We start from the raw sequence: 18915 nt of genomic DNA on the forward strand, positions 1-18915 counted from the left end.
CGACCGTGGGACCTTGGACGCGTTGCTGAGTGACGTTCCGTGGAGGAGTTGTCCGAGGTGGAGAAGGCCGCCCGGACCGGCGTGACCAGGGGCGTGCGGGGGCCGCCACGAGGTGACCAAATCGCCGTGCGCAGAGGTCAGTTGAGCACAGGGCCTCGTTGACCCGGCTCAGTCACACGACTTACGGTCGTGTGAACGCTGTTGTCTGAGAGGAGTCAACATGGCACCGAGTCACAGCACAGCAAGTGGCGCCACTGCTGAAGCACCCACTTATGAGTCGTTGGTGGAGGATGCGCTGCGCGAGCTCTCCGCTGCCGAGTCGGACGCGGTTCTCGAGCCGGTGGGCAGTGGCGACGAAGGCCCCCTCATGGCCTGGTTCGTAGCCACCTGATCATTCCTGCGGTGGTATCGGGAGTTCCAGCCGCAGGAGACTCCTCGGCTGGAACTTCCATGAGAACGATCACAGGCCATGGGGGGAGAAACTCTTGAGCGTTGTACAGACCGGTCGTGAACTCCAGGCCGGTGTCGATTCACTCCTCGACCGGTACGTCGGTATCTCCCCTGGCGATCATTGCGTCGTCGCCTTCTCCCCGGACAGCCGGGAGGCGGCCGCCTGGCTCGTGGCGGGCTTGAAGCAACGAAAGCTCAGCGCGCAAGTGGTGGGTATGCGGCCGCTCGTGGACTACGAATTCGCCCAGCGCCTGAATTCGGCCGTCGCGGAAGCTGATCCCTTATCCGGGCGGCTCATCATTTTCACGCTTGAGCGAGACACGATGTCTCATTTCTCGCCCCTCGCCGACGTGCTGCAACGGGTCGGTGGTGACCGGTGCATGGTGGTGCGCATCATCAGCGCGTCGCGTGAGTTCTTCGAGAAGGCCTTGAACCTCGGACCGGACGAACTCAGCGCGCGGAACGCCGCACTGCTGACGCGCCTGACCAGGGCACGTACCCTTCGAGTTCGCACGCGCGGCGGTACCGATCTCCGGATCAGCCTCGACTCGGATCGATTCGAGTGGATCAGCAACCGCGGGGTGTGGCGGCCTGGCGGCTTCACCATTCTCCCAGCGGGAGAGATCGCCACCTATCCTGCCCGGATCGACGGCCGCCTGGTGGCGGACGGTGCGCTGAACTGCAACGTCATCACACGGATCGACACCCGACTGGCGGCTCACCCCCTGACGGTCGACATCGCCGACGGGCGTGCCACGAACTTCGAGTGTGCCGACGGCGACGTCCGCGAACTGGTGGAGCTCTGCTTCAAACAACCGCACGGCATCCAAGTCGGCGAGCTCGGCTTCGGCACCAATGTGGGAATCGATCAGTTCATCGCCGCCAACTCACACATCAACGAACGACGCGTCGGAGTGCACATCGGGTTCGGCCAGCACAATCAGGACCGTTCCGTGGTCGGCTACGAGGAAAAGGTGCATCTCGACCTCATCACCGATGGCGCAGAGGTCTTTGTCGACGAGGAGTCCTCGCCCATCGATCTGGCCGACATCCCGTTGACCGGGGACGAACACCCCGCGCTGGTGAGAGACGAGGACATCACGGGCGACTGTTGCGGATTCGGTTATGGCCAATTGACCGATCCTGCTGCGGCGGCACCGAAGGCTCCGACCGGATGAGTGGGCTCACGCTGAGCAAGAAGCTGACCGGACGCATGGCCAACAGCGCCATGGGACTGCGCGATTTCCGGTTCCTGTGGGCCGGGCAGGCAGTCAGCGCGGTGGGAGACCAGCTTTTCACCGTCGCTGTGTCCCTCAGGGTGATCGAGGTCGGCGGTGACGCCGGCGACGTCGGGATGGTGATCGGCGGCCGCATCCTCGCCACAGTCCTGTTCGCGCTCCTCGGTGGTGTCTGGGCGGATCGTGTGCCCCGGCGCAGGGCGATGATCCTCGCCGACGCGTTCCGGTTGGTGGCGATCACCGTGGTCGTGGTGGGAGCGTTCGACACGGCCACGCTCCCACTCGCCGTCCTGACGTTCCTGGTGGGCAGCGGCGAGGCGTTCTTCCGCCCCGCATACGGCGGATTGGTGCCGTCGCTCGTCCCGGAAGAGCGGTTGCTCAGCGCGAACTCATGGCGAGGAGCCATGGACAGTGGTGCGGCCGTGGTGGGTCCGGCGCTCGCCGGTGTGATCGTGGCCACCGCCGGGACCCGGTGGGCCTTCAGTATCAACGCGGCTACGTTCCTGGTCAGTTTGGTGTGCGTCTTCGTGGTCACCGAACCGCCGAGGAAACAGCCCACGACTCGTTCCTCCATCATCGCCGAGACGAGGGAGGGCCTGTCGGCGGTGCGCCGGGTTCGCTGGACGTCGGCCATTCTCGTCATGACCGCATTGCAGACCATGTTCGTCGTCGCGCCGCACATGGTGTTGCTGCCGGTCATCACGCAGGAGGAGTTCGCGGGGCCCACGGCCTACGGTCTGGTGATCGCGATGTTCAGCCTGAGCGGTCTCGTCGGCACGATCGTCGTCGGACGCATTCCACTGAAACGGCCCGGAACGAGTGCGCTCATTTTCAACGCGCTCTTCAGCACCGTTCCTCTCGTCCTCCTCACCCCTTTCTCCCTCTGGTGGATGGTAGGCGGATACGTGGTGGCAGGACTCGCGATGATGCCCTTCAACGTCCTCCTGCAGACCGCGCTGCAGCGTCAGTTCCCGCCGGCACTTCTTGGCCGCGTGACCTCGGTCGACTGGCTGTGCAGCCTCGCCTTGTTGCCGATCGGTCTCGCCGTCGTGGGGCCGCTGGCGGACGCGCTGGGCCGCACGACCGTCCTGGTCGTCGCCGCGGTGGTGCAACTCGGTGCCTCAGCTGCGGTGCTGGCTGTGCCTGGAGTGCGCGAATTCCATCAGGAGGAACCACCAGCTGTCGAGATTTCGGAGGTAGCCGAAGATGGCAGTAGAACTAGTTCTTGATGACCCGTCCATGCTGGCGTCCATTCGGGACAAGAAGCCGCATGTGAGTCGGAACCTGGGCGGACTGGGCCATGCTTTCTCCACGGAGATCGCGCAGCAACTCCTTTTCGAACGAGGACTGCGCACCCCGTATGTCAGGCTGTGGCGCCACGGCGAGGACATAGGGGTTCGGGGCACTGCCAAGGCCAAAGGCGGTGTCGATGAGCGCAGAGTGCTGGCCGGACTGGTGGATCCGCAGTACGTGGTGTCGGAGATGCGGGCGGGAGCGACGCTCGTCTTTCAGGCGATGTCCACGTACTGCCCTGAGGTGGCATCCTTCTGTTCGGATCTGGCCGACGACATAGGATGCCCCGTCGCGGCCAACGCATTTCTGACTCCGCCTCATGCGCAGGGTGCCCCCGTGCATTACGACATGGCCAGCGTCTTCATTCGACAACTGGCCGGTTCCAAGACATGGCGGCTCCACGAGCCGCCCAAGCAGTGGCCCATCAGGCGTTCAAAGCCGGGCGACAAACCGGAAACTCCCCTGTCCCAAGAAGTCACTCTCCATCCTGGTGACTGCCTCTACCTACCGCGTGGTTACTACCACGAGGGGATCACGGGAGACGACGGGTCCGTTCACATCACCTTCTCCGACGGTGTGGAGGACCATTGGGTCGATGTTCTGCACGACGTGCTGGACCTGGTGGCCGAGCGGACCGAATCGATGCGGGGTCGTCTGCCCGGCAGGTCCGACGCGTTGAGCGGTGAGTCGAAGGGGATCTGGAAAACAGTCAGAGAGGATGTGTCACGTGCGCTGGAGGACCTGAGCGACGAGATGATATCCGCATTGATTCTGCGTCGGCTTCAGGCGCGTGAGCAGGAACTCGCGAGGTCGGAAGTCGTCCCGCTCGCTGAGATCCTGGCAGTGGAGTCGAAACCCGGTGAGGAGTGATGGAAGCCGGGCACGATGAGGTGATCCGGGTCGGGATGACTCCGACCGGGACGGTGAGCCTGATACGCAGCTACCAACGGGCGATCTTCAAGCGCCTCGGCCCCTGTCTCCCGGGAGGGCAGACGCCCTCCTGCCTGCACCCCAGTCTGGTGTGGGCGGCGACGCAGGCACCTGCCGGGAGCAGCGCTGCTCACCCCGCCGGAACCGTGGCGGATCGCGAGCACATCGCCGATCTGGTGCGCCGTCAGGCCACCGGTACGCTCATGCCTGCGCTGGAACACGTCGAGGCCGGAACGCCATCGTGCCCCGACTGGTGCCTGCAGGGGATCAAAGAACTCCTGACGGACGTTCAACGGATCACGGGCACAGAGGACGCCGAATTCGGCGCACCGAACATGAAAGAGGCAACCGAGCACCTGGAGGCGGCTCGGGAGACCCTGCGCAGGGTATGGCCGGAGGCCGCTCTGGAAACGGATCTCCTGATCCGCGTCATCGTGTACGTGCGGGCCGGGCCTTTCCGATCGGCCACGCTTCGACAAACCTTCGGGGCTATCTACCTCGGTACCGAGAGTGTCGAAAGCACCGCTGCCGCTTTCGAGGCGCTCCTGCACGAAACCGGCCACCACGCCCTGTACTTGCGCAACTCCTTCGAGACGTTCGTGACCAACGGCGACGCCATGGTGACCCACTCACTGCGTCCCGAACCGCGGCCGGTCGCGGGCGCTGTGCACGCCGCGCATGTCCTCGCACGCATGACGTACGGACTCGCCCGATGGGCGGTGGAGGAGACGGCGCCGCCGGAGGTCTTCGAACGGCGTGACAACGCGCTGCAACGTCTCCAGCGAACCATCGCGGCACTGAAGCCGGTCGCCGAGTGGACAGACAGAGGTCGGTTGTACTTCGAGGATCTCCTCAAGTGGGAGCAGGAACTGACGGACGCTCGTAGCGGCTGACCACGGCCACCCCGCAGGATGGCCAGGTCGGGGGGAGCCGGGAAAGTCGATGGAGACGTCGGAGGTGACCTCCACCCGCCTGGCTCGGCTGCCCCCCGAAGGCCCACTGCTTCGGCGCGAACACCAAGACCGGCGTCCGTGCTGAGGCAGCCGTAGTCCGTCGCCGTGTCCATGGCGGGAATGCCAGGGCGAGGCCCGTGCGGTGGCAGCCACGAGGGCGTCGAGGGCGTGTCTGCGGCCGTGCGGGCCGGCTGCGGCGAGCAGCTAGCGACAGGCAACGTTCGCCCCGTCGCGACGCCCGGCACGCACTCTCGCCGCACCGGCCGAAAGCCCAAGTACATCCAGTACGAGGGCTTCCGGCCGGCACGCCGAGAGCACGCACCGGACGCCGCTCCTTGACGGGCAAACGTTGCCTGCGGCACTAGCTCGCGTGGCAGGTACCGCTCATACGGCGTCCACCGAGCCGTCCGCGTCGCCCCGCAGGAGCGCCCGTTTGGCCTCGACCGCTGCCTGATCCACCGGCCCGTACTCGGCCCCCGCGTCTTCAAGGTGTTCACGCAGCCGGTCACGTTCGAGTTGGCGCTGGATGAGGGCTTCGACGTAGGCGGACATGCCGCGCTTGCCGGTGCGTGCCTTGAGGGCGGCGATGGTGCCTTCGCGGATTCCGGTCCTGTGCGGTCCGGTCGGTACCAGGTCACTGGGCGCAGTGAGTCCGGGCAGAGAGGTTGCTGACCGCCACCTTGTCGATACGGAAGGCGCGCCTTCGGTCTGGCGCGGGCCAGGCGGATCCTGTTCCGAGTGATGAGCCGAGTGCGCGCCGAGTGCGCGGTGGGGGAGCGGGGTGCCGTGGTGTGGAGTGGAATGCAGGGGAGGGGGCGGGCCGGATCCGGAGGTGGTGGGTGTGAGTGGAGTCGGTGGGGCGGGTGGCGTGGGTGCCAGTGGGTACTCCGGTACGCCGCTTGCCAAGAAGATCGGTATCAAGGCGGGGCACCGGGTGCGGCTGTGGGGGGCGCCGGTCGCGTGGGACATTCCGGGGCTGCCCGAGGGGTGTGAGGTCGTCGATCGGGGGGTGGGTCGGGCCGATGTCACCGTCGCCTTCTTCCGGGAGGAGCGGGAGACGGTCGCCGCGGCCCCCGTGCTCGTGCGGGAGCTCGCCGACGACGCCATGCTCTGGATCGCCTGGCCCAGGAAGGCCGCCGGGCATGTCAGTGACATCACCGAGAACGGGCTGCGGGAGCTGTTCCTGCCACTCGGGGTCGTCGACGTGAAGGTCGCCGCGCTGGGGGAGGACTGGTCGGGGCTGAAGTTCGTTCGGCGTAGGGAAAATCGCCGTAAATCGGATGCAAAGCGAGCCTGTGTTCAGGACAACCTTCGGACGTGAGGCAACATCTTGGTGAACGACGGGCGTCGCGCGGACGGGCGTGAGCGACGTCGGAAGCCGGATGGGGTGTGAGGGACGTGGTGGAGCCGAGGATCGCCGTCGCCGTGGTGACCATGGGGAACCGGCCTGCCGAGGTCGACGCCCTGCTGGAGTCCGTGGCCAAGCAGGACCTCCCGCCCACCCGCATCGTGATCGTCGGCAACGGCTGCCCGCTGCCCGAGTTCGCGCGTCGGCTCTCCCTGCCGGGTGAGGTCACCGTCATCGAGGTCGACGAGAACCTCGGGTGCCCGGGCGGGCGCAATGTCGCCCTCGCGCGGCTGCGGGAGTTCGGTGACATCGACGTCGTGGTCGAACTCGACGACGACGGGCTGCTCGTCGACGCCGACGTACTGCGCCGGGTGCGGGATTTGTACGCGGCCGACCCGCGCCTCGGCATCGTCGGCTTCCGCATCGCCGACGAGCACGGGGAGACCCAGCGCCGGCATGTGCCCAGGGTCGGGGCGGCAGATCCGATGCAGGGCGGGTACGTCACCGGCTTCCTCGGCGGTGGACACGCCCTGAGCATGGCCATGCTCGCCGAGACCGGCGACTGGCCCGCGGAGTTCTTCTTCGCGCACGAGGAGACCGACCTGGCGTGGCGGGCCACGGACGCCGGCTGGCGCATCCTCTACGCGCCCGAACTGCTGCTCCAGCACCCCAAGACCTCGCCCGCCCGGCACGCCATCTACTACCGCGTGACCGCCCGCAACCGGGTCTGGCTGGTCCGGCGCAGGCTGCCGCTGCCGTTGATCCCGGTACACCTGGGGGTATGGATCCTCGCCACGCTCCTACGGACCCGGTCGCTCGGCGGACTGCGGGCGTGGTTCGGCGGGTTCGCGGAAGGGGTGCGCAAGTCGGCCGGTGAACGGCGGCCCATGCGCTGGCGCACGGTGTGGCGACTGACCCGGCTGGGGCGGCCGCCGGTCATCTGATCGGTAATCGGCGCCCCACGCAGGATCATTGAGAACCCTGAGAACCCTTGAGACCACTCAGAACACTCAGAACACTGGGAACGGGACGAAGGCCCCGGTCGGTCACCTCCGCCGACCGGGGCCTTCTCGCGTCCCCGGATCCGGCCGCGGCGGCGTCACTCCCCCGAGCAACGCGTCGTACGCGCGCACCGTCGGGCCAGATCCGATGCAGTGATCACATCAGGTCACACCAACGAATCGCTAACATGTGGCCAACGGTTCTCCGTGCGGCTGCTGGTCACCTGGCCTGAAGTCGCCGCACGGCTACGGGGAACGGGCGGGAAGTCGGCGGATTCCGGTGGCGGACCGTCAGGAAGTGGGTGGCGGAAATCCGCCCGGAGATGGGCGGAAACGCGCCAGAAGCGGCGGGGGCCCGCAGGGAGCGCGGTCGAGCGTGGACACGCGGGAAGGCAGTGAAGCGGCGTGATGCGATGCGCGCTGCGGTTCGGACTGCTGGGGCCGCCGGTCCTGTACGACGACGAGGGCCGCAACGGCGTCCAGAGCGGCCCTGGTGACGCGGGCCCCGGCGACGGGTGCGGAATCCGTACCGTCGGGAGCCCCAAGGTGCGAGCCCTGCTGGCGGTGTTGCTGCTGGAGGGCGGACGTATCGTTCCGGTCGCCTCACTCAAGGACGCGCTGTGGGGCGGCGCGCCGCCCGCGTCCGCGCAGGCCTCGCTGCACAACCACGTGACCCGGCTGCGACGCCTCCTCGACGACCCCGAACGGCTGCGGGCGGTGCCGCCCGGATACGTGCTCCGCGTCGAACAGGGCGAGTTGGACGTCCACGTCTTCGAGCGGCACGTCGCCGCGGCGCGCGGTGCCTACGCCGCCCGCAACTGGGAGCGCGTGGTGCGCGAGTGCGCCGCCGCGCTCGCCCTGTGGCGGGGCGCGCCGCTCAGCGGGCTCCCCGCCGAGCTGGGCGGGTACGCGTTCGTCCAACGCCTCCACGAGGCGCGGCTGCTCCTGCTGGAGTGGCGCTACGACGCCGAACTGGCCCTCGGGGGCACGCGGCTCGACGGCCTCGTACCCGAACTGGCGGCGCTGGCCGCCGAACATCCGCTGCGCGAGGCGTACCACCGTCAGTTGATGCTCGCCCTGCACCGCACCGGCCGCCAGGCCGAGGCCCTGGCCGTCCACCGCGACCTGCGCGCCCGCCTCGTCGAGCAACTCGGCATCGAGCCGGGGCCGGCGGTGCGGGAGGCACATGTGGAGGTGCTGCGGGCTGCCTCGCCGGACAGCGGTGACTTGATCGAGGACGACCTTCAGGTGCCCCAGGGGGGTGATCCTGAACACGATGCTGCCCCGGACGGCGACGACACCTCCGAGTCCGAGGCCGCTGCCGTGCCAGGTGACAGCGCCGACCGGCCTGTTGCCCCTGTCGGCAACCAACACCGCACGGCCCCCGGCGCACCGCCCCACCCCCGTCCCGCCCAGCTTCCCCCACCGCCCGCCCATTTCACCGGCCGCACCGAGGCCCTACGCCTCCTGCACCGGACCTTGGCCGCCGATTCCCCGACTCCCTCCGTCGCCGTCATCAGCGGCATGGCCGGCGTCGGCAAGAGCGCGCTCGCGCTGCACCTGGCGCATGGGCTCCGGGAACGTTTCCCCGATGGGCAGTTGTACGTCCATCTGCACGGCGCCACCCCCGGCATGGCCCCGCTCACCCCGGGGCAGGCCCTCGCCGCCCTGCTGCGTGACCTCGGCGTCGAGCCCCGCCGCGTCCCCGAACACCCGGACGCGGCCGCCGCCCTGCTGCGCTCCCTCCTCGCGCCGACCCGCACGCTCATGGTGCTCGACGATGCCGCGAGCGCCGCGCAGGTGCGTCCGCTGCTGCCGGCCGGTGCCGGCTGCGCGGTGATCGTCACCAGTCGCTCGCCGCTGACCGCCCTCGACGGCGCCCGCCGCTTCCCGCTCGCGCCCCTGTCCGACGAGGACAGCGCGGCGCTGCTGCGCGCGGTCTCGGGACGGGACGGTCTCGGCGCCGGACATCCGCTCGTCGAACTCACCGGCCGCCTTCCCCTCGCCCTGCGCGTGGTCGCCGCGCGGCTCGCCGCACGCCGTGCCCTGACCGCCGACGTGCTGGCCGGACAACTGGCGGCCAGCGGCGGACGGCTGCGCCACCTCGAGTACGACGACCTGAGCGTGCGCCGCTCCCTCGCCGTCGCCCACGACGCGCTCGCCGCCTCCGACCGCGAGGCCGACCGGGACGCCGCCCTCGTGCTGCGGCGCGTGGGCGCCCTCGACCTGCCCGCGTACGGCGCACCCCTGCTGGCCCTGCTCACCGGCACCGGCGAGCGCCGCGCCGAGGCCGCCCTCGACCGCCTCGTCGACGTGGCCCTCCTGGAGGAGACGGCGTACGGCCGCTACGCACCCCACGACCTCGTGCGCGACTTCGCCCGCGAGCTGGCGGAGCGGGAGGACGCGGAGAACGCGAGGTACGCCGAGAAAACCAAGAACGCCGGGTACGCCGAGACCGCCCATAACTCCGCGTACGCCGAGATCGCTGGGAACACCGAGACTGCCGCGGCCGCGGAGTACGCAGAATCCGCGGGGACTGCCGAGACCGCCGCCGGTCCCGCCGGTCCCGCCGGTCCCGCCGAACCCGCTGGCACCCCCCATCCCGTCGGCACCCCCCGACCCGCCGGCACCACCGAACCCGCCGAGCACCACCACCCCGCCGTCGACGTCACCACAACCACCCTGCGCTGGTACGCCGCCGTCGCCGAACGCACCCTCACGGCCATCGTCGAGGCCGGCCTCGACCAGGACGACCGCCGTCGCCCGACCGCCGCACAACCCGCCGACCACGCGGCGCACGTCCGGGCCGTGCCGCCCTTCGACAGCCCCGAACGGGCCTTCGCCTGGGGCGAGCTGGAGCTGGAGAACATCGTCACCCTCGTCGAGCGCACCGCGGAGACACCCGACGACCGCACCGCCGCGCACGTCTCGACGCTCGTCCGTCTCCTCTTCCCCTACGTCCAGCGCAGCGGCCGCGCCGCCGAGATGGAGACGCTCGGGCGGGCCGCCCTGCGTGTGGCGCGGTGGCTCGGGGACGAGGAGGCCGAGGCGTACGCGCTGGGCGATCTGGCCGGCGTGCACTTTCTGACCGGCCGTCTGAACGACGCCCTCACCCTCAACGACCGGGCCCTGTCGATCTGGCGACGGTTCGGCCGGCCGACCCGCATCCGGCGCTGCCTCAACAACCGAGGCCTGCTGCTCGAAGGACTCGGACGGTACGAGGAGTCGTGCGAGGCGTTGCTGCAGAGTCTGGAGTACTCGCGCCAGTTGAACGACCCGCACGGCGAGGCCGTCACCCACAGCCACCTGGGCAACCTGTACGAGCACACGGACGCGCGCGCCGCCATCGAGCAGCACCGGCGCTCACTCGCCATCGGTGTGGGGATCGGCGCCGTCATCGTGCAGCACTCCGCGCACTGCAACATCGGCTACGCCCACCTGACCCTGGGCGAACCGGCCGCCGCCCTGCCCCACTTCGAGGAGAGTCTGCGCATCCTCGGCGGCCACGGCGACTGGCACGGCGAGTCCCAGACCAGGCTCGGACTGGTACGCGCCCTGCGCCTGCTCGGCCGAGCCGACCGCGCCCTGCGCGAATGCGCCGAGCTGCTCCGCCGCGCGGACGCCCGGGCCGACCGTTACATGGGCGGCCTGGCCCGGCACCAGCACGGACTCCTGCTGCGCGAGTCGGGGCGGCCCGAGGAGGCGTACGGGGAGTGGCGCGCCGCCCTCGTCGCGCTGGACGGGACGGACGAGAAGGCGCTCACGGAGGAACTCCGGGGGTTGGTCACCGAGGCCGACGCCCACTGATCCCCCCCTCTCACTTGGCGTCCGCATAGCACTCCACCACCGCCGTGGTGAACGGAAACCGCACCGGGGTCTCCCCGAACGTCAGTCGTCCCGCCAGGTCCGCCGCCTCCCGGATCGCCGCGACCACCGCTTCGGCCTCCTCCTCGGGGCAGTGCACGATCACCTCGTCGTGCTGGAAGAAGACCAGCTCGGCCGCCATGTCCGCACAGGTCCGCCGCAGCGCGGCGAGCAGCAGCAGGGCCCAGTCGGCGGCGCTGCCCTGGACGACGAAGTTGCGGGCGAAGCGCCCGCGGGCGCGGGAGTTGGTGGAGGCGTAGCCGGGGGTCCACTGCCGGGCGTCGGCCTCGGCCTCGGTCCCGGCCCCGGTCCCGGTCTCGTCCTCTCCGAGCGGGATGCCCGCCTCCTCCGCCGTGTCCTCCGTCGCCCCGGCCGCCGGTGGGCAGGTCCGCCCGAGCCACGTCCGTACGAGCCGACCCTCCTCGCCCGCGCGGGCGGCGTCGTCGACGTACGCCACCGCTTTGGGGAAGCGGCGTCTGAGCGCGGCGAGGTTCTTCAGTCCGTCGCCGGAGGTCTGGCCGTAGACCGCGCCGAGCACGGCGAGCTTGGCCTGGGCGCGGTCGCCGGAGAAGGCGCGGTCGGACACCGACTGGTACAGGTCGGTCTCCCGGCCGGCCACCTCCATCAACCCGGGGTCTCGGGAGATCGCCGCGAGGACGCGGGGTTCCATCTGGTCGGCGTCGGCGACGACCAGCCGCCAGCCGGGGTCGGCGACCACGGCCCGCCGGATGACCTTGGGGATCTGGAGCGCGCCCCCGCCGTTGGTGACCCAGCGGCCGGTGACCGTGCCGCCCGCGAGGAACTCGGGCCGGAAGCGCCCGTCGCGCACCCAGTCCTGCAGCCAGGACCAGCCGTGCGCGACCCAGATGCGGTACAGCTTCTTGTACTCGATCAGCGGCTTCACCGCCGGATGGTCGATGGACTCGATCTCCCAGCGACGGGTCGACTTGATCCTGATGCCGGCCTGCGCGAAGGCCTTGACGACGTCGGCGGGCAGGTCGGGCCGCACCCGGCGCCCGAAGGCGGCCGACACCTCGTCCGCCAGCTCGGCCAGACGGCGTGGCTCGCCCCCGCCCGCGTACCGCTCGCCGAGCAGTTCGTGCAGCACCTCGCGGTGCACGTCCGCGCTCCACGGCAGCCCCGCCCGGTTCATCTCGGCGGCCACCAGCATCCCCGCCGACTCCGCGGCCGTCAGCAGCCGCATCCGGTCGGGGTGCCCGGCCCGGTCGTGCCGCCGCTGCTGCTCGGCGTAGACCTCGACGAGGTCCGCCAGGGGCAGCCTGATGCCCTCCGGCTCGAAGAGGGAGGACTGGGCGCCCGGTGCGGCCGACCGCTGCGGCGGATCCGGCGGTACGGGGCCGCCGCGCAGCCGGGCCAGGGCGGCGGCCGCCGAGCGTGGCTCGCCGTGGCGCCCCTCGTGGCCGAGGAGGAGCGTCTCGGCGTCCTCGACGTCGTAGCACCGCTCGACTCGCACCCCCGTGGCGAGCAGACGCGGATACACCTCGGCCGTCGAACGCCACACCCAGCGGCTCACCCGAGGTCGGCTGCGCACCGCCTCGGCGAGGTCCGCCTCCCGCAGCACCGGCCCCGCGGGCAGCCCGTCCGGACCGAGGGCGGCGAGCTCCGCGCCACCGCCCTCGGCCGGAGCGAGCGCCCACCGGTCGGCCATGCTGCGAGTGTGGCAGGGGGGTCTGACAACGGCCTCCGACCGCGGGAAGCCGCAGGTCAGCCGGACTCTTCCTGTGCTTGTCCCTCCCCGTTCTCCTGCTCCCGGTTCTTGAGCAGTTCCGCCAGTACCTCCGTCACGTAGGCCTCGACTCCCGCCTTGTCGATGCCGAGGCCGCTGAGGACGCCCTCGCCGTTCTCGTGCTCCAGCAGGGCCAGCAGGATGTGTTCGGTGCCGACGTAGTTGTGGCCCAGGCGGAGGGCCTCGCGGAAGGTGAGCTCCAGGACCTTCTTCGCAGCAGGGCCGTAGGGGATCAGATCGGGGGCCTCCTCGGCGGCCGGCGGGAGCGCGGCGGTCGTCGCCTCGCGGACGGCGTCGAGCGAGAGGCCCTGTGCGACGAAGGCCTTCGCGGCGAGACCCTCCGGCTCGGCGAGCAGACCGAGGACCAGGTGCTCGGGGAGCCCTTCGGCGCCACCGGCGGACTTGGCCTCGTTGTGGGCGGCCACGACCACGTTGCGCGCGCGGGGCGTGTAGCGGCTGAAGCCCTGATTGGGGTCGAGGTCGGTTGACTCCTTGGGTACGAATCGCTTCTGGGCGGCCTGCCGGGTGACCCCCATGCTCTTGCCGATGTCCGTCCAGGAGGCGCCCGACCGGCGGGCCTGGTCGACGAAGTGGCCGATCAGGTGGTCGGCCACCTCACCGAGGTGCTCACCGGCGATCACCGCGTCCTGGAGCTGTTCCAGGGGCTCGGCGTGGCCGTTCTTGATGGCCGCGATGAGGTCGTCGAGGCGTACGGATGACGTGATGGTCGTGTTCTTCGCCATGTGTCAACCGTAGGTTGGCACCCAGCCGACGTCAACCTTGGGTTGACACTGCTTCTCCGCTTGGGCGCCCATGACACGATCGAGGGGTGAGCAGCAGTACGCCCAGCACCGTCGACCGCGCCTTCCAGGCCGCCCTCTACGACGCCACCGACACCACTCTCGACACCGGCGCCTCACTCCTCGCCGCCGACCCCGCGGCGGACGCCGAGCTCGCGCGGCGCGGGGAGGAGTTCGTGGCGACGGCCTGGCGGCGTGGCTGGCAGCCCGCGGACGTCGTACGGATCGTGCGCCGCGAACTGGACGACGTACACGTACGCCTGGTGTCGGCGTCGATCCGCGCGCAGGCGCGGGACGACCGCCCGCGCGGTCGGCGCTGGGCGGCACAACTGGAGGAACTGGCCGCCGAGGCCGACGACGTGCCGCCCCGCGCCGACCGCTTCTCGCACGCCACTGCGGTCCTGGAGCTGTACCGCCTGCTGCTGCGCCTGCCCACCCTGGAACCCCTGGAAGAACCCGCCGGCCGGCCCGGGTCCGACTCCCGCATGCTCACCCGCATCCGCGCGCTGCTCGCCAAGGCGGAGGCGACCGGGTTCCCGGAGGAGGCGGAGGCGCTCACGGCCAAGGCGCAGGAGCTGATGGCCCGGCACAGCGTCGACGAGGCGCTGCTCGCCGCCCGGGCGCCGGCCCCGGACGCGCCCGGAGCCTGCCGGATCGGCGTCGAGCCGCCGTACGAGCAGGCCAAGGCGGTGCTGCTGGACGCGGTCGCCGACGCCAACCACTGCCGGGCCGTGTGGAACGAACCCCTCGGCTTCTCCACGGTCGTCGGCTTCGAGGCCGACCTGGAGGTGGTGGAACTCCTCTACACCTCGCTCCTCGTCCAGGCCACGACCGCGATGACGAAGGCGGAGGCCGCCCAGCGAGCGGGCGGCCGCAAACGCACGAAGACCTTCCGGCAGTCCTTCCTCGCCGCGTACGCCCACCGCATCGGCACCCGCCTCGCGACCGCCGCCGAGGTCGAGGTGAGCGACGACCTGCTGCCCGTCCTCGCCTCCCGCGAGGTCGCGGTCACCTCGGCGACGGACCGCCTCTTCCCGCAGACGGTCACGACCCGCCTGCGCGGTGTCAGCGACGCGGCCGGCTGGACGGAGGGAGCCGAGGCGGCGGACCGGGCCCGCGTGGAATCCCGTCCCCGGCTCCCCTGACCGGCCCGTCGGGCAGGCCCCTAGGGCCTTTCGTTTGGATCATGCCGGGCTCGCGGGGTCCGGCCTGATCCAAACGAAAGACCCTAGTCGCCCGCCTGCTGGAACGCGCTCACCGAGGCGTCCGGGTCGCCGGTGTCGGCCTTCAGTGCGATGTCGCCGTACGACCACGGGAAGCTCTTGGTGGCCTTGGAGCCCGGCAGGCCGTACTTGACCGTCTTGACGGAGAGGCTCTTCGCGTCGCCGCCCTCGCCCCGGGCGTAGGTGATCGTGAAGGTCGCGGTGCTGCCCTTTGTGAGGGTCAGCTTCTGCGGTTGGCCGGCCTTGTCCTGCGGGACGTTGCTGGAGACGCTGCCGGCGTCGAGGCCGACCGTGGGAAAGCCCTCCAGGGTGCACTCCGCGCCCTTGTTGGTGAGGGTGACGGTGACGTTGCCGGAGTCCCCGGCGGCCGGGGCGGCGTTGACCGGGCCGACCTCCGAGCCCAGCTGGTCGAGGGCGCAGACGCCGCCGGGGCTCTTGCCCTCGGCGCTGGAGCCGCTGTCGGACCCACCGCCGGACCCGTCACCACCGCTGTCGCAGGCGGTGAGCAGGAGGGCGGCGGCTAGGACGGTGACGGTGAGCGGAACGGCGCGCATAGATGGGTCCCCTGAGATCGTGACAGTGCCCCCTGATCATCACGCACAAGCCCACCGCCTCGCCGCGCACCCCCGCGCTCACGACCACACCGCACAACGATGCGCCCCCACCGCACGCCCCACCCGAGCCCCTGAACCGCGAGAACCGCGCAGGACAAAAAGGAACGAGCCGCACAGAACCAGACGGGTCCCTACGACATCAAACGGGCCCCCGTACGACATCAAACGGGCCCCCGTACGACATCAAACAGGTCCCCGTACGACATCAAACGGGCCCCCTAACGGCCCGGGCCGCACGCGTACGACGTGAACCGTCCGCCTACGACCCGAGGCTCGCCGTCGGCAACCCGGTGGGCAGCTTCCCGCCCCGCGACCTGGTGTACGTCTCCGCGCCGGCGCCGCCCTCCCAGGTGACCTTCAGGCTTGTCTTGCTCACGGAGTCGACCATCCCCGTCGCCCGGTCCTTCTTGCCGTCCGTGCACTTGAGATGGATCATCTGCATGCCCGCCTCCTCGCCCGCGGTCCCGGTGCACACGGATCCGCCCGTCGCGAAGAGCGCGGCCTCCTTGCCGTTGATCACCAGCGCGACGGCGTGACCGTCGTTGGTGGTCAGCCAGCTGCCCTGGATGCCGCCCGACGACGCCGAGCCGCCCGAGCCGCCACCGGTGTCGGCGCTCGCGCTCGGTGCCGGGCTGGACGGGGAGTCGTCCGCGGAGCCGCCCCCGTCGCTGCACGCGGTCAGCGCGAGCGCACCCGCCAGTCCCAGGGCCGCGGCCGCGACCCGTGCCCGCCGACGCGACGCGCCACGCGAGGGGCGCGAGGAGATAGCCGAAGTCACTGCAAGCTCCCAAGCTGTAGCCGGTCGGCCCGCGGGCCGGAAGGTTCGCAGCAAGCTACCAGGACGACTTCCGCACCCCCGGCAGATACCCCGCGTGCGCCTGCTCCCGCAGGCTCACCCGGGACAGCCCGAACGCCCGGAAGTAGCCGCGCGGTCGCCCGTCCACCTGGTCGCGGTTGCGGACCCGCGTGGCACTGGCGTCGCGCGGCTGCCCGCGCAGCTCCCGCTGGGCTGCGGCCCGTTCGGCCTGCGTCGACGTCGGTCGCCGGATGATCTCCTTCAGCTCGGCGCGCCGTACGGCGTACCGCGCGACGACCTCCTGCCGCCTGTCGTTCTTCGCGATCTTGCTCTTCTTCGCCATCAGACCTTCACTCCCCGGGCGCGGATCCGGGCCACGGCCGCCTCGACGCCGATGGTGTCGACCGTCTTGATCCCCTTGGCGCTGAGCCGCAGCCGTACGTACCGGCCCTCGCTGGGCAGCCAGTACCGCTTGCTCTGGATGTTCGGGTCGAAGCGGCGTGAGGTGCGCCGGTGGGAGTGGGAGATGCGGTTGCCGAAGCCGGGCTGGGCGCCGGTCAGCATGCAGTGCGCGGACACGGGTGACGTACCTCTCCTTGGGGCGATGATGCTAATGGAATTCATTTTCAGTAAGATAGCAGCATGGCACGCAACGAACTCCGCCCGGTCATCAAACTCCGGTCCACGGCCGGAACCGGCTTCACGTACGTCACCCGCAAGAACCGCCGCAACGACCCGGACCGTATGACGCTGCGCAAGTACGACCCGGTCGCCGGCCGTCACGTCGACTTCCGAGAGGAGCGCTGAGGTACGCCATGCGCAAGGGAATCCACCCGTCCTACGGGCCCGTCGTCTTCCGTGACCGTGCCGCCGGCTACGTCTTCCTGACCCGCTCGACGCTTTCCGCGACGGCCGGCGAGAAGACGATCGAGTGGGAGGACGGCAACACCTACCCGGTCGTGGACGTCGAGATCTCCGACGTCAGCCACCCCTTCTACACCGGTACCGCCCGCGTCCTGGACACGGCCGGACGCGTGGAGCGCTTCGAGCGCCGGTACGGGAAGCAGGGCTAGAGCGGTGGACGAACTCTCCGTCGTCATCGTCGGCGGGCTGCACGCCGACGCGCGCCGGGCCGCGGTCGCGCGCCTGCTCGCCGACGTGCCCGGGAGCGTCGTACTCCACCACGACCTGGCGACTGCTGCGGCCGGCACGGTCGTACGGACGGTCCGGGATGCCGGCGGGATCCTGTCCGCCGGCGAGACGCCCCTGGTCAACGACTGCGCGTGCTGTGCGTTGCGGGAGGACCTGGTGCCCGAGCTGAAGCGGCTCGCCGAGGCCGGGGGCACCCGGCTCGCCGTCGTCGAACTGTGGGACTCCGTCGAGCCCAAGGCCATGGCCGAGGTGGTCACGGTCGGCGGGCTCACGGTCACCGGCGTGATCACCGCCGTCGACCCGGCGCTGGTCCTGCCGTACCTCGGCAACGGCGACGACCTCGCCGAACGCGGCCTCGCCGCGGCCGCCACCGACCAGCGCACGGTCGCCGACACCTTCGCCCGCCAACTGGAGTACGCCCCCGTGCTCGCCGTCGCCGACTCCCAGGAGGCCGACGACGAGGACCGTGAACTCCTCACCCAACTGCACCCGACGGCCCGCCAGGTCCCGATCGGCGACGGGGGCCGGGCGGGGGCACCCTCACTCTTCGAGTCGCCCCTCGCCCAGGCCGCCCTGGCCGGCTTCGACGTCGAAGCGGCGGCAGCCGCCCAGCACCCCGCCTGCGCGCTGCTCCCCGCGGAGGCCGACGCGTGCGGCGTCGCCACCTTCGTCTGGCACGAGTGCCGGCCCTTCCACCCGGAGCGGCTGTACGAGGCCCTGGAGGACCTGACCTGCGCCGCTGCCCGCAGCAGGGGCCGGTTCTGGCTCGCCGACCGGCCCGACACGCTGCTCCACTGGGACGCGGCCGGCGGGGCGCTGTGTGTGGAGAGCGCGGGGCCCTGGCTCGCCTCGTTGCCCGACGCTGCCTGGGAGATGGTCCCGCCGGTGCGTCGCGCCGCCGCCGCGCTGGACTGGCACCCCGAGCACGGCGACCGCTGCCAGCACCTGGTCTTCACGTCCCCCGGCCTCGACCGCGAGGGACTCGAGCGGCTGCTGGAGTCCTGCCTGCTCACCGACGCCGAGTACGCCGCCGGGCGCGATGCCTGGAAGCGGCTGCCGCCCGCTTTCGACACCCTTCTGGAGGTCTGACCCCGCCATGCCCCGCAAGACCGACCGCAAGCCCGCGAAGAGCCGCCCCAACCCGCTGGACCAGGCCGAGATCACGTACATCGACTACAAGGACACCGACCTGCTGCGGAAGTTCATCTCCGACCGGGGGAAGATCCGCAGCCGCCGCGTGACCCGTGTCTCGGCGCAGCAGCAGCGGCAGTTGGCGCGCGCGATCAAGAACGCACGGGAGATGGCGCTGCTGCCGTACTCCAGTCGCTGAGTTCAGTGCCCTCGTCACCCTCGGCCGCCCCCCGGCCACCCGTCGCTCCGCCCGGCGCACCTACCGGGCGGAGCGGCCGCGTTTTGCCCTGCCCTGAGATGGAACAGAAGGGGCCCCTTACGCGTCTGTTTCTAGTACAGGACGAAACAATGCGAAGCATTTACCGATCGAACCGA

At 70.5% G+C, this 18915-nt stretch carries 19 protein-coding genes; 12 read left to right on the forward strand and 7 right to left on the reverse strand.

The genetic code is table 11. From position 1 onward, the window contains the following. Positions 1–485 precede the first annotated feature (485 nt). From AC067M_RS35030 to AC067M_RS35045, 4 genes are read left to right on the forward strand one after another with little or no spacing between them, the layout of a single operon-like run. A complete protein-coding gene (locus tag AC067M_RS35030; protein WP_478701073.1) occupies positions 486–1628 on the forward strand; it encodes a 2,5-dihydroxypyridine 5,6-dioxygenase NicX family protein in 1143 nt (380 codons plus the stop codon). Next, positions 1625–2917, forward strand: coding sequence for an MFS transporter (locus tag AC067M_RS35035; protein ID WP_478701074.1), 1293 nt, complete (start codon positions 1625–1627; stop codon positions 2915–2917). The genes AC067M_RS35030 and AC067M_RS35035 overlap by 4 nt, the downstream gene beginning before the upstream one ends. A 10-nt stretch (positions 2918–2927) precedes the next feature. Beyond that, positions 2928–3851, forward strand: coding sequence for a JmjC domain-containing protein (locus AC067M_RS35040; protein ID WP_478701075.1), 924 nt, complete (start codon positions 2928–2930; stop codon positions 3849–3851). Continuing rightward, a complete protein-coding gene (locus AC067M_RS35045; RefSeq protein WP_478701076.1) occupies positions 3851–4804 on the forward strand; it encodes an aKG-HExxH-type peptide beta-hydroxylase in 954 nt (317 codons plus the stop codon). The genes AC067M_RS35040 and AC067M_RS35045 overlap by 1 nt, the downstream gene beginning before the upstream one ends. A gap of 444 nt (positions 4805–5248) precedes the next feature. Here the strand turns inward: AC067M_RS35045 and AC067M_RS35050 are convergent, their stop codons facing one another. Further along, positions 5249–5416 (reverse strand): hypothetical protein, encoded by a 168-nt coding sequence (locus tag AC067M_RS35050; protein WP_478701077.1) that lies wholly within the window; start codon positions 5414–5416, stop codon positions 5249–5251. Between the two features lie 289 nt (positions 5417–5705). Here AC067M_RS35050 and AC067M_RS35055 point away from each other — a divergent pair, with 289 nt between their 5' ends. From AC067M_RS35055 to AC067M_RS35065, 3 genes are all read left to right on the forward strand, one after another. After that, complete coding sequence (locus AC067M_RS35055) at positions 5706–6185, forward strand: DUF3052 domain-containing protein (RefSeq protein WP_478701078.1); 480 nt, start codon at positions 5706–5708, stop codon at positions 6183–6185. 77 nt (positions 6186–6262) lie between these two features. Next, a complete protein-coding gene (locus AC067M_RS35060; protein ID WP_478701079.1) occupies positions 6263–7156 on the forward strand; it encodes a glycosyltransferase family 2 protein in 894 nt (297 codons plus the stop codon). Between the two features lie 465 nt (positions 7157–7621). Beyond that, positions 7622–11020: an AfsR/SARP family transcriptional regulator gene (locus AC067M_RS35065; protein WP_478701162.1), complete on the forward strand. Its 3399-nt coding sequence runs from the start codon at positions 7622–7624 to the stop codon at positions 11018–11020. A gap of 10 nt (positions 11021–11030) precedes the next feature. On the opposite strand, the gene AC067M_RS35070 is transcribed toward AC067M_RS35065, so the two are convergent. Beyond that, positions 11031–12746, reverse strand: a complete 1716-nt coding sequence (locus tag AC067M_RS35070) for a bifunctional 3'-5' exonuclease/DNA polymerase (protein ID WP_478701080.1) — start codon at positions 12744–12746, stop codon at positions 11031–11033. Positions 12747–12802: 56 nt separating this feature from the next. Then, the gene (locus AC067M_RS35075) at positions 12803–13567 is read right to left on the reverse strand and encodes a Clp protease N-terminal domain-containing protein (protein ID WP_478701081.1); all 765 of its coding nucleotides are present in this window, start codon (positions 13565–13567) and stop codon (positions 12803–12805) included. Between the two features lie 86 nt (positions 13568–13653). On the opposite strand from AC067M_RS35075, the gene AC067M_RS35080 reads away from it, so the two are divergent. Continuing rightward, positions 13654–14769 (forward strand): DUF2786 domain-containing protein, encoded by a 1116-nt coding sequence (locus tag AC067M_RS35080; RefSeq protein ID WP_478701082.1) that lies wholly within the window; start codon positions 13654–13656, stop codon positions 14767–14769. Positions 14770–14852: 83 nt separating this feature from the next. Here AC067M_RS35080 and AC067M_RS35085 read toward each other — a convergent pair whose 3' ends face one another. The 4 genes from AC067M_RS35085 to rpmB form a co-directional block, all read right to left on the reverse strand. Continuing rightward, entirely contained in the window at positions 14853–15401 is a 549-nt protein-coding gene (locus tag AC067M_RS35085) for a DUF4232 domain-containing protein (RefSeq protein WP_478701083.1), read from the reverse strand. 319 nt (positions 15402–15720) lie between these two features. Further along, complete coding sequence (locus tag AC067M_RS35090; RefSeq protein ID WP_478701084.1) at positions 15721–16239, reverse strand: hypothetical protein; 519 nt, start codon at positions 16237–16239, stop codon at positions 15721–15723. A 55-nt stretch (positions 16240–16294) separates the two neighbouring features. Beyond that, a complete protein-coding gene (rpsN, locus tag AC067M_RS35095) occupies positions 16295–16600 on the reverse strand; it encodes a 30S ribosomal protein S14 (RefSeq protein WP_478701085.1) in 306 nt (101 codons plus the stop codon). Next, entirely contained in the window at positions 16600–16836 is a 237-nt protein-coding gene (rpmB, locus tag AC067M_RS35100) for a 50S ribosomal protein L28 (RefSeq protein ID WP_218513959.1), read from the reverse strand. Before rpmB ends, rpsN begins: the two co-directional genes overlap by 1 nt. Before the next feature lie 63 nt (positions 16837–16899). Here rpmB and rpmG point away from each other — a divergent pair, with 63 nt between their 5' ends. Genes rpmG through rpsR form a run of 4 tightly spaced genes read left to right on the forward strand, consistent with a single transcriptional unit; the run spans position 16900 to position 18739 of the window. Next, positions 16900–17064, forward strand: a complete 165-nt coding sequence (gene rpmG / locus AC067M_RS35105; protein WP_015658813.1) for a 50S ribosomal protein L33 — start codon at positions 16900–16902, stop codon at positions 17062–17064. Positions 17065–17072: 8 nt separating this feature from the next. Further along, positions 17073–17330 (forward strand): type B 50S ribosomal protein L31, encoded by a 258-nt coding sequence (locus AC067M_RS35110; RefSeq protein WP_478701086.1) that lies wholly within the window; start codon positions 17073–17075, stop codon positions 17328–17330. 4 nt (positions 17331–17334) lie between these two features. Beyond that, positions 17335–18498 carry a CobW family GTP-binding protein gene (locus AC067M_RS35115; protein WP_478701087.1) on the forward strand — a complete coding sequence of 388 codons (1164 nt, stop codon included), beginning with the start codon at positions 17335–17337 and terminating at the stop codon, positions 18496–18498. A 7-nt stretch (positions 18499–18505) separates the two neighbouring features. Beyond that, on the forward strand, positions 18506–18739 hold the full coding sequence (rpsR, locus tag AC067M_RS35120) for a 30S ribosomal protein S18 (RefSeq protein WP_478701088.1): 234 nt from the start codon (positions 18506–18508) through the stop codon (positions 18737–18739). Positions 18740–18915: the final 176 nt, after the last annotated feature.

It is taken from the genome of Streptomyces sp. NPDC043427, assembly GCF_056436655.1.

Bases quoted from the DNA above. Each gene is read 5' to 3' on its own strand.
- AC067M_RS35075 (WP_478701081.1), bottom strand. From the start codon at position 13,567: ATGGCGAAGAACACGACCATCACGTCATCCGTACGCCTCGACGACCTC.
- AC067M_RS35045 (WP_478701076.1), top strand. From the start codon at position 3,851: ATGGAAGCCGGGCACGATGAGGTGATCCGGGTCGGGATGACTCCGACC.
- rpmG (WP_015658813.1), top strand. From the start codon at position 16,900: ATGGCACGCAACGAACTCCGCCCGGTCATCAAACTCCGGTCCACGGCC.
- AC067M_RS35050 (WP_478701077.1), bottom strand. From the start codon at position 5,416: ATGTCCGCCTACGTCGAAGCCCTCATCCAGCGCCAACTCGAACGTGAC.
- rpsR (WP_478701088.1), top strand. From the start codon at position 18,506: ATGCCCCGCAAGACCGACCGCAAGCCCGCGAAGAGCCGCCCCAACCCG.
- AC067M_RS35065 (WP_478701162.1), top strand. From the start codon at position 7,622: ATGCGATGCGCGCTGCGGTTCGGACTGCTGGGGCCGCCGGTCCTGTAC.
- AC067M_RS35110 (WP_478701086.1), top strand. From the start codon at position 17,073: ATGCGCAAGGGAATCCACCCGTCCTACGGGCCCGTCGTCTTCCGTGAC.
- AC067M_RS35085 (WP_478701083.1), bottom strand. From the start codon at position 15,401: ATGCGCGCCGTTCCGCTCACCGTCACCGTCCTAGCCGCCGCCCTCCTG.
- AC067M_RS35070 (WP_478701080.1), bottom strand. From the start codon at position 12,746: ATGGCCGACCGGTGGGCGCTCGCTCCGGCCGAGGGCGGTGGCGCGGAG.
- AC067M_RS35035 (WP_478701074.1), top strand. From the start codon at position 1,625: ATGAGTGGGCTCACGCTGAGCAAGAAGCTGACCGGACGCATGGCCAAC.
- AC067M_RS35040 (WP_478701075.1), top strand. From the start codon at position 2,928: ATGCTGGCGTCCATTCGGGACAAGAAGCCGCATGTGAGTCGGAACCTG.
- rpsN (WP_478701085.1), bottom strand. From the start codon at position 16,600: ATGGCGAAGAAGAGCAAGATCGCGAAGAACGACAGGCGGCAGGAGGTC.